The sequence below is a fragment of the Parafrankia sp. BMG5.11 genome (assembly GCF_004337455.1).
In genome coordinates, this window is the sequence record NZ_SJXI01000077.1 from 205,951 (window position 1) to 215,771 (window position 9,821).

Genomic DNA, 9,821 nt, shown 5'->3' on the forward strand with positions numbered 1-9,821 from the left:
CGATGCTGGCCCGGGATGCCCGGGGGCACTGACCTGAAGCTGGTCGGCGGGCTGAGCACCGAGCAGATCGCCCGGGCCTTCCTGGTGCCGACGCCCACGATGGCGGCTCGGATCACCCGGGCCAAGAAGGCGCTGCGAGGGGTACGCGGCGACGGCGGGGTCGTCTACAGCCGGGGGTCGACGGGCTCCGACTCCAGCGCGAGCACCGCGAAGACGCACTCGTGGACCCGCCAGAGGGGTTCGCCGGCCGCTGCGCGTTCCAGCGCTTCCAGCCCGAGGGCGTACTCCCGGAACGCCAGCGAGCGCTTGCGTCCCAGACCGCGGGAACGCAGCCGCTCCAGGTTCGCGGGCTCGGTGTAGTCGGGGCCGTAGATGATGCGGAGATACTCCCGGCCACGCACCTTCACGCCGGCCTGGGCCAGGCCGCGTTTCCCCCGGACCAGCCCGGCCAGCGGTTTGACGACCATTCCCTCGCCGCCGGCGGCGGTCAGTGCCTCCCACCACTCGACCCCGGCAGCGACCGAGGCCGGGTCGCCCGCGTCCACCTGGATCCGTTCCGTGGTGACGATGAGGTCCGGATCGGCGGCCGCCAGTCGGTCGGCGACGCCGAGGTGCCAGAGATGGTCCCGTCCCACATGGGTCGTGCCGGCCGGCCACGAACCGCCCCAACCGGGGCCGCTCGCGGCGTCCTGCGGTGCCGGTCCCGTCGCCAGCAGCATGAACGGTGCGAACCGGACTCCGTCGAGGCCGTCCACCGGCCAGCAGTAGCGCTGGTAGGCGGCGGTGAACGCGTCGGCGTTCGCGGCCCGTCCGCGGGTGCGGTCCAGCAGGTCACCGACGTCGATCCCGCGAGCCGACGCCTGGGTGAGCGCGTCGACGGCGACTGGCAACGCGGCACGGGCGGCTGCCCCGGCGGCGGCGTACTGCCGGCGGATGAGGTCCTGGGCCTTCGCGCTCCACGGCATGATCTCCGCGTCGAACACCGCCCAGCCGGCTCCGGTCTCTGCCCAGAGTCCGCTGGCGGTCATCGCGGCCCGCAGCCGGGCGAGCAGTGCTTCGGTGCGATCGCGGTCGAAGAACGGCCGGCCGGTCCGGGTGAACACCGCGCCGGTGGTGCCGTCGGTGGCGCCGAACCGGGCCGCCGCGACTGCCTCGTCCCGGCAGACGACGGCGACTGCCCGGGAGCCCATGTGCTTCTGCTCGCACAGCAGGTCCTCGACGCCGTCCGCCCGGTAGGCCTCGAAGGCGTCCGCCGGATGTTCGAGCAGGCCGGGGAGCTTCGAGGTGGGTGGCGGGCTCATCGTCGGCGGCAGGTGGACGAGCCAGCGCGGGTCGAGGGCGAAGCGGCTCATCACCTCCAGGGCGGCGAGGGCGTTCTCCTCCCGCACCTGCACCCTGCCCCCGTGCCTCGTCTCGACGATCCGCCGGCCGAGTACGTCGGTCACGTCCAGGATCTCCAGGCCCGCGCCCGCCGTGCCCGTGCCCGTCGAGACTGTGCCCGCCGACCGCGCCGGCTCTGACGGTGACAGCAGCGGGAATGACGAGAGCAGCGCCTCGGCTGACGGCAGTGCCTCGGCTGACACCAGCGGTCCGGTTGTGGGAGGCGACCCGGCCGAGAGCGGCGACTCGGCCGGCGCCGGGTCCGTGGGGCCCGTCCCGTTCCCGCCGGTCGGGCGGATCGGCTCGAAGTAGACCTGCGCCGCCGGCACGGAGACCAGTTCCCGCTCGGGATACCGCAGTGCGGTCAGCCGTCCACCGAAGACGCAGCCGGTGTCGAGGCAGATCGTGTTGTTCACCCACTCGGGCTCGGGGACGGGCGTGTGACCGTAGGCCACCATCGCCCTGCCCCGGTAGTCCCGTGCCCAGGGGTAGCGGACCGGTAGTCCGTACTCGTCGGTCTCACCGGTGGTGTCGCCGTAGAGCGCGAACGACCGCACCCGGCCCGACGCCCGCCCGTGGTACGCCTCCTTCAGCCCGGCGTGCGCGACGACCAGGCGGCCCTCGTCGAACACCAGGTGTGAGACCAGCCCGTCGCAGAACCGGTCGACCTCGGCGCGGAAGTCGTCGCTTTCCTCTGCGAGCTGCCTGAGCGATTCCGCGAGGCCGTGGCCGATGGTCACCTTCCTTCCGCGCATCGCCCGGACGAGCTTGTTCTCGTGATTGCCCGGGACGGCGAACGCCTCGCCCGCGGAGACCATCCCCATCGCCAGTCGCAGGACGCCGGGCGTGTCCGGGCCGCGGTCCACCAGGTCACCGACGAAGACCGCGCGCCGACCGTCCGGGTGGCTCGCGCCTACCGCCCGTCCCGCGTCGTCGTGGCGCAGGGCGTAGCCGAGCCTGGTCAGGAGCTGCTCGAGTTCGGCGCGGCAGCCGTGGACGTCGCCGATCACGTCGAACGGCCCGGCGACGTCGCGCCGGTCGGTCAGCAGCCGGGTGTACTCGATCGTCGCGGCGGCGATCTCCGCCTCCGAGCGCAGGACGTGGACCCGCCGGAACCCCTCGCGGGCCAGGCCGCGCAGCGAGCGCCGCAGCTCGGCCTGCTGCCGGCGGACGACATGCGGGCCGAAGGCACGGTCGGGTCGCGTCGCGTTGCGCGCCAGGCAGACCGACTCCGGCACGTCGAGGACGATCGCGACCGGCAGCACGTCGTGCGACCTGGCCAGCTCGATCAGGGACGCGCGGGACGCGCGCTGGACGTTCGTCGCGTCGACGACCGTGAGCCGCCCGGCGGCGAGCCGCTTACCGACGATGTAGTGCAGGACGTCGAACGCGTCGGGGGTCGCGGCCTGGTCGTTCTCGTCGTCCGCGATGAGCCCCCGGCAGGCGTCGGACGACAGCACCTGCGTCGGACGGAAATGCGCCCTGGCGAAGGTCGACTTCCCGGACCCGGTGACGCCGACGAGGACGACAAGGCAGATCTCGGGAATGGTCAGCGGCGCCTGCGGAAAGTCGCCCCCCGGCAGAGGACGGCCGCCTGTCGGTGTGCTCATCGGCCTTCCCCCGTCCCTGCTGGGTGCTCTCCGACCGTCCGGTGCTCTCCGACCGCGCGGTGTTCTCCCGCCGGCAACCGTTCGAGTATCGCCAGTTGCGTGGGCTGACCGACCTCCGGATCGTCGACGCCGACTCCACCGAGCCTGGCCGTGTAGGGGTACCGGGCGACGAGGCCGCCGACCCAGGTGGCGAACTCGTCCCGCGTCCACTCGAAACGGTGGTCGCGGTGCCGCAGCGCACCGGACGGCAGGCCCTCGTACCGGACGTTGTACTCGATGTTCGGCGTAGTGACGATCACCAGGCGGGGCTGCGCGTGGCCCAGCACCACCTCGGCGAGCGCGGGCAGCCGGGGCGGGTCGACGTGCTCGACGACCTCGGAGAGCACGATCGCGTCCAGGCCGGTGAGGCGGCTGTCCCGGTAGGTCAGCGACGAGACGATCAGGCGTAGCCGGGCGCGGACCTGGTCGGGCATCCGCTCGATCCGCAGCCGCCGCGCGGCGAGTTCCAGTGCGCGGTGGGAGACGTCGACCGCGATGACCTCGGTGCAGGTCGGCTCGGCGAGCAGTCTCGCGACCAGCTTGCCGTCGCCGCACCCGACGTCGGCGACACGGTGCGCTTCCGAGGCGCGCAGCGACGCGAGGATCGCCCGCCGCCGCAACTCCGCCAACGCCGGCGGCCGCGTCTCGCCGACTTCGCCGCTCGTGCCCTCGGCGCCCGCCTCGCCCGCCTCGGCCACCTCGGCGACCTCGGCCACTTCCGCCTCGGCCACTTCTGCCTCGGCCACTTCTGCCTCGGCCACTTCCGCCTCGGCCACTTCTGCCTCAGCCACCTCTGTCTCGGCCACTTCTGCCTCGGTCGCGACCAGGCCGGGCTCGAAGCCGGTGCCGAGGCTGTCGGCCGCGAGGTCGTCGACGGCCGCGAGCTGGGTGAGCGCCGTGGTGGCCAGGGCCCGGCGGTGCGCGAGATAGCGCCTGGCGATCAGTTGCCGCTCCGGATGCCCCGGCAGCCAGCTGGCCCCCTCGCGAAGGAGTTTGTCGATCTCGTCCCGTCCGACGTAGTAGTGCTTCGCGTCGTCGAGGACCGGCAGCAGGATGTAAATTTGGGTGAGCGCGTCGGCGAGCCGGAGAGTCCCGGTGAGGGTGACGTCGTGGTGCGGTGCGTCGCCCCACTCCGGGAACCGCGGGTCCAGCGGGAGCGGGACAGCCGCGACCTGCCACCCCAGCGGTTCGAACAGCCGCCTGGCGAGATCGGCGCCGCCGGCCCGGCAGGGCAGCGACGGCAGCCTGATCTCCAGTGGCAGCGCGGTCGCGGCCAGCTCCGGCCGGGCCTTGCATCGTCCCGCCATCGCCGTCGAGAACACCGCCGCCATCGCGACCGCGAGCAGACTGGATGCCGCGTACGTCCGGTCGTCGACGTACTGGGCCGCATCCGCCCCGCCCCCACCGCCGCGCCTGCCCGCGGTACCTGCCTGCCTGTTACGGACCAGCCCGACGGGGTCGATCTCCAGCAACAGCGCCGCGGTGCAACGCTCTTCGGTCGCCTCCGGGTAGAAGACGTGCGCGCTGCCGGCGGCGGTATCGAACCGCTGCGCCTTGTCCGGATGCTTGTGGAGCAGGAACCCCAGATCGGTGGCGGGACGGTGGGTCGTCGACACGGCAAGGAGCACCTCGCGATTCTTCCGGACCCGAACACCACCCGTCGCCCCGATTTCGCCGGACACGTCTTGGCCAGTTCGACCTGCGACGGCGGCGCCGGGCGCGACGACTGAAGCCGCCCCACGCCAGGCGGGTCCGACCTCACGACTGCACCTGCTTTGACAGGGCGAGGGGCCCGGCGCCGATGAGTTGCCCGGCGACCCAGCCGATCGGAGCGGCCAGCGTCGAGCAGGTGACCAGGCCGCTCGACCCGATCGTCCGACACGACCGGACCCATCCCGGGGTTTATCCAGGGGTGCTTCGTCGCAGCCGTGGAATTCTGTCGAAGTACACGGCGAGCTTCGCGGCTTGGTCGAAGAACTCCATCACTTTCGAGGAGTCCTCGTCGAGGTGGGCGAGCGTCTCCGCGCCGAGGTAGAACGCGACGGCCGCATTGGCGAGTACGGGCATGCGCACCAGGTTGGCGAACGGCTTGCCGCTCAGCAGCGTGGTGAGCACCTCGGCGGCCAGCACCTCCCAACGCCGAGTCTCCAGCGTCAGCTGGGTGGCCAGCCGCGACCCCGGCCGCGCCCCGGCATACAGCTCCTGGACGGCGGAGATGTGCCCGACCTCGGTGTCTTCGAGGTAGAGCCGGCGAAGTATCTCCACCGCGCGCCCGGCCCGGTCCACACCGGACAGCTCGTCCCGGTACCGCTGGGTGCGCGCCTCACAGGTGTGGGTAAGGGCTGCGACCAGGACGTCGTCCAGATCGGCGAAGTGGTAGTAGAGAACGCCGGGGGCGAATCCGCCGGCCTGAGCGATCGCCCGTGCGGTGGTGCCGGCATAACCGTGCCGCACGAGGCAGGCCAGGGTGGCGTCGAGGATCCGGCCGCGGGTGTCAGACAACGCGTATCGGCCGAACGCCGTTAGCGGCGAGGTAGCCGTCGAGTCGACGGGCGAGCGCCGCGAGATGGTGGCTGGGCACCTGTGGGTACAGATGGTGTTCGAGGTGGTAGGTGAGCTCGAGGAACACAGCGGGGATGATCCTCCCGCGCAGGGTCCGGGTCTGTGTCAGGGGTGTGTCGCCGTAGTCGTGGTGCGGCAGGTACACCGTCAGAAGCGGGTACACCCAGCTCCCGACGATCGCCATCAACGCATATACCAACACGGCCGAGGTGTACGGCCACACCAGGGTGCCCCCCGCGAGCGCCACCACGGGCGCGGCGGCCTCGGCGAGCAGCCAGCCGCGGTCGTGTCCCCGCAGGTAGGACCACCACCACAGCCGTGGCAGGAACACCGGGCCGTAGCCCACGGCGCCGAGCAGCGACAGCTCGGCGGGATGTCCCTCCGGATCATCGGGGTGCGGGAAGAGCTGGTGGTGGCGGGTGTGCGTGGCGCGGTAGGCGTGCCCGCTCTCAAGGAGGACGAGCCCCATGGCGAACAGTGCTCGATCGGTGGCCGGTCCGGACAGGCCGAGCGTGCCGTGCACCACGTCGTGGGTGACCGTGACGACCGCGACGAAAATTCCGAAGACGATCACCGGTGTGAGCCACCACCAGCCTGCCCACGCCGCCGCCGCGAAACACAGCACGCCGACGAACGGGCGGGCGAGCGCGATCCACCGCTGCCGGCGGGTGGTGACGAGCAGATCGGCACCCAGGTCGGCCAGTGCGGGCGGACCGGGCTGACCGGGAGGATCGGGCGGACCGGGAGGACGGGACGGGCTGAGCGGGCCGGGCGGATGGGGCGGGTCCAGGGAGGTCATCGGTTGAATCCCCCCTCGCGCAGCATTCCCTCCGCGACGATGCGACTGCCCAGCACGCAGGCCACCGTGCCCAGACCCGGCCAGGTCGAGTCTCCGACCAACCAGAGCCCGGGGCCGCCGAGGTCGTGCGGAACGGCGTGCTGATTGGTGTTGCGAAGGTGCTGACGGACGCCCCCGACGGCGCCGGCCGGGCGGAAGCCGAACCGTTCGTAGCTGCGCGGCGTGCCCGTCGCCGCGAACACCGCTCGCTCTCCCAACGACGGGTAGGCGCGGCGGGCACACCCGACGAGCAGCTCGCCGATCCATTTCTTGCGCTGCTCGTATTCGATGTCGTCGAGTCCCACCCATTCGGACAGCTCGGTGTGGGTGGAGATCATGACGGCGCGGTGCCCCGGCGGCGCGCTGAGGGTGTCCCCGGGTTCGGAGACGGAAACGAACATGTTGTTTCCCTCGCCCAGCGGGCGATCGTACGACTGCAGGAACTGATGGTGCGTGAAATTCTGCCCACGCACCTCGTCCTCGGGTACTCCGAGGAATACGACGCACGCGCCACCGAGCGCCTGCGCGTCGCGTTCCAGATATGCCCGCAGCCGGTCGGCCACCGGGAGCCCGGCGCAGATCGCGGCAGTGGTGGCGGCGGGTACCGCGGCCACGATCCGGCGGGCACCGATCGCGCCTCGGCGAGTCGACACCCGGTAGGCGCCCGGCTCGCCGTCAATCCGCGAGACCGCACACCCGGTGCGCAGCCGGCCTCCCAACCCCCGGTAGTGCGTGACGAGCGCCCGCCAGAAGCCGTGCATCCCCCCGGCGTGTCGGCTCAGGCCGGCGCCCCGGATCGTCACGCCGAGCGCCGCGTTGATCAGCGGCGCATCGTCGACGGTCGCGTGCACTGTGTCCTCGACGAGCATCGCCAGTAGTCCGACGAGAGCCGGGTCGTCGCGCAACTCGTAGCGGCGCAGTGCGTCCCCGAGCGTCCAGTTCAGATAGCGGGCGAGTGGGACGCCGGCCGGACCGAGCGCCCGCAGGTCGTGCAGCGCGTCCGCCGGCCGGCGTACCGGGAGGCGCACCCCTGACCGGCTCGCCCGCCAGAACGTCTGCGCCAACCGGTCGAGCAGGGACCACAGTCGCCGATGCCGGCCGGTGTCGCCGAGCATGCGCCGACGCTCGGCGTGCCACAGCGCCGGATCGCGGTGCAGCACGACCTCGCGATCGGGCAGGTGGGCCACGTAACCCGGTAGCTCGCAGGCGTCCAACGGGTTCATTCCGACGCTCTGCAGCAACTCGAAGCCGACGCCGCCCGGCGCGAAGTCGACGAGCGTGGTGGCGCCCACGTCGAAGGAGAATCCGCGCTTTCGGAAGTAGCCCGCGCAGCCGCCGGCATGGCCGTGCGCCTCGAGTACCACCGTCGACAGACCGGCGGTCTGCAGCCGAAGCGCCGTCGCCATGCCGGCCGGACCACCACCGATCACCGCCACGTCGAATGACTCGGTTACTGTCGGCACGTCCTGAACATCTGTTCTGAACATTTGTTCAGAATGCGGCGAAGGGTCAGGTGAGTCAATGCATTCGGTCGTATTGATCAAGAAATCGCGGGAGACCCGCGCCTCGCGCGCGGACCGAGTCGACCTCAGGCGTCCCGCCTCGGCGGCGGTACCACCGTTCGACCCGGCGGATCCGCGATCAGGCCCGAATCGACGGGGTGGAGCGCACTTGACCGACACCGTGACTACGCAATACGGATGTACCCGTCACGGTCGGGTCGGAGGCGAACGGGGATCGCGGGTCGTCGGGGCGCCGCATCCCTAGTCGCTGGTTGGTCAGGTTGGGGCGACTAGTGGGTGGGAGTGGCCCACGTGGTCAAGCAGGGCTGTCAGTTCCGGTGGGGGTGGGGCGGTCGACCAGCGGTGCCAGTACAGCTGCAGACGCGCCCAGGGGCTCAGCCAGCCGCGGACCTGTCGCAGTGTGTCCTGCCAGACGATGCGGCGCCGTGGATTTTTCCCTCGCCGCCCCGCGGTCCTCGCGGGGTGTTTCCTGGGCGTGGTCGGAGGGTGGCGCGCTCAGCAGGCTGAAGGTGAACGCCAGCATGACCAGCTGCCAGTGGCGCACGATGGCCTGTTCGGAACGGACCTGGAAGTCCGCCCAGCCCAGCTCGTGCTTGGCCGGCTTGTAGTAGTGCTCGATCCAGTCCCGTAGTCGGTGGATCCGGTAGACCTCGGCCGCGTCCGCCTCGGCGGTCGAGAGGTTGGTGGCCATGAACCAGGTCGAGTCGGCGGTGAGGACCCTCGGGTCGGCGGTGGCGGCGATCAGGCGGGTGCCCCGGGCGGGTCCATAGCAGGGGCCCAGCTCCAGTTCGGCGACGTGGCGCACCAGCGGTCGGTTGTGGCTGTCGGTCAGCACCAGGCGCCGCCAGTCCGCCCGTGGCAGGCGGGTGGCGGCCTCGGCGGGGGTGAACGCCGGCGGGTGGGCGGGATCGGCGACGACCTGCCAGGTGCCGTGGCGGGGGCGCAGGGCCAGTACGTAGCGGATTCTGGCCGCCTGCAGGCGCCCCTCGAGCTTGGGGTTCTCGCCGTGGACGCAGTCGGCGACCACCGCCCGGAAAGGCACTCCGGCGCCGCGGGCTTCCTCGATCAGGTCCCAGGCCAGCTCCGGTTTGGTGGCGAACGCCGGGTCGGCCTTGCCGGCGGGTAGGCGGGAGGCGGGCCGGTAGGGCCGCACCCCCAGCGGCACGTGGCGGCTGCCGTCAGCCCAGTGACTGGTGACGGCCACAACGCCGTTGGCGGTGCGGCCGAGCTTGCCGATGTACTGCTGGGCGGCCAGCACGATGCCATGGCCGCGCTTGCGGTCCCCGGTCTCGTCGATGATGAGCACCCCGTTGCCATGCGGCCCCAACCCCGGGTGCCGACGCCACAGGTCCACCCGCCGCGCGCCCAGGGCGTCGGGATCCCAGGGCGCGTCGTGCAGGAAGTGGTGCAACCGCTGCCGGTCCGCGCCGGGGACCAGAGCGGCAAGCTCCGTCAGCGTCTTGTTCCGTTCCCGGGGCAGCAGCAGGCCGATCAGATACTGCCGCAGCGCGGTGCGCTCGGCCACACGACAGAACAGGTCATCGAAGTCGCCGCAGAACCGGTCGATCGCCTCCGCCGTCGGCGCGGTCGGCTTGCGAGGAGTAGCCATCGGGCACCTCCCACCGGAACAGCCCCAGCCAGACACCACCAACCGTACGTCCGCCTTCCCTAACCTGACCAACCAGCGACTAAGGAGTAGCCGTGGGTGAGGACGTCCCGCGCCCGGACAACCGGATCGGACGTCAAACCGGGCCCGCTGCCCGGGTTTGTAGCAGACCATCCCGACCACACTCACCCGCCCGGACCCACCCCGCCCCGGCACCCGCACCACCGGGGTCACTCCGCGGCGCGCCCACGTCCGTCCTCGTG

Annotated in this window: 6 protein-coding genes; all 6 read right to left on the reverse strand. The window is 71.7% G+C overall.

Features of this window, described 5'->3' with window-relative positions; translation table 11 throughout:
• Positions 1-164 precede the first annotated feature (164 nt).
• Positions 165-2,990, reverse strand: coding sequence for a polynucleotide kinase-phosphatase (locus tag E0504_RS39285; RefSeq protein WP_112106287.1), 2,826 nt, complete (start codon positions 2,988-2,990; stop codon positions 165-167).
• On the reverse strand, positions 2,987-4,657 hold the full coding sequence (locus tag E0504_RS39290; protein ID WP_131626888.1) for a 3' terminal RNA ribose 2'-O-methyltransferase Hen1: 1,671 nt from the start codon (positions 4,655-4,657) through the stop codon (positions 2,987-2,989). The genes E0504_RS39285 and E0504_RS39290 overlap by 4 nt, the downstream gene beginning before the upstream one ends.
• Before the next feature lie 274 nt (positions 4,658-4,931).
• Positions 4,932-5,531, reverse strand: a complete 600-nt coding sequence (locus tag E0504_RS39295; RefSeq protein WP_112106288.1) for a TetR/AcrR family transcriptional regulator — start codon at positions 5,529-5,531, stop codon at positions 4,932-4,934.
• Positions 5,524-6,390, reverse strand: coding sequence for a fatty acid desaturase (locus tag E0504_RS39300; protein ID WP_235013964.1), 867 nt, complete (start codon positions 6,388-6,390; stop codon positions 5,524-5,526). The genes E0504_RS39295 and E0504_RS39300 overlap by 8 nt, the downstream gene beginning before the upstream one ends.
• A complete protein-coding gene (locus E0504_RS39305; RefSeq protein WP_131626889.1) occupies positions 6,387-7,916 on the reverse strand; it encodes an NAD(P)/FAD-dependent oxidoreductase in 1,530 nt (509 codons plus the stop codon). Before E0504_RS39305 ends, E0504_RS39300 begins: the two co-directional genes overlap by 4 nt.
• A gap of 331 nt (positions 7,917-8,247) precedes the next feature.
• A complete protein-coding gene (locus E0504_RS39310) occupies positions 8,248-9,561 on the reverse strand; it encodes an IS701 family transposase (protein WP_243657826.1) in 1,314 nt (437 codons plus the stop codon).
• Between the last annotated feature and the right edge of the window lie 260 nt (positions 9,562-9,821).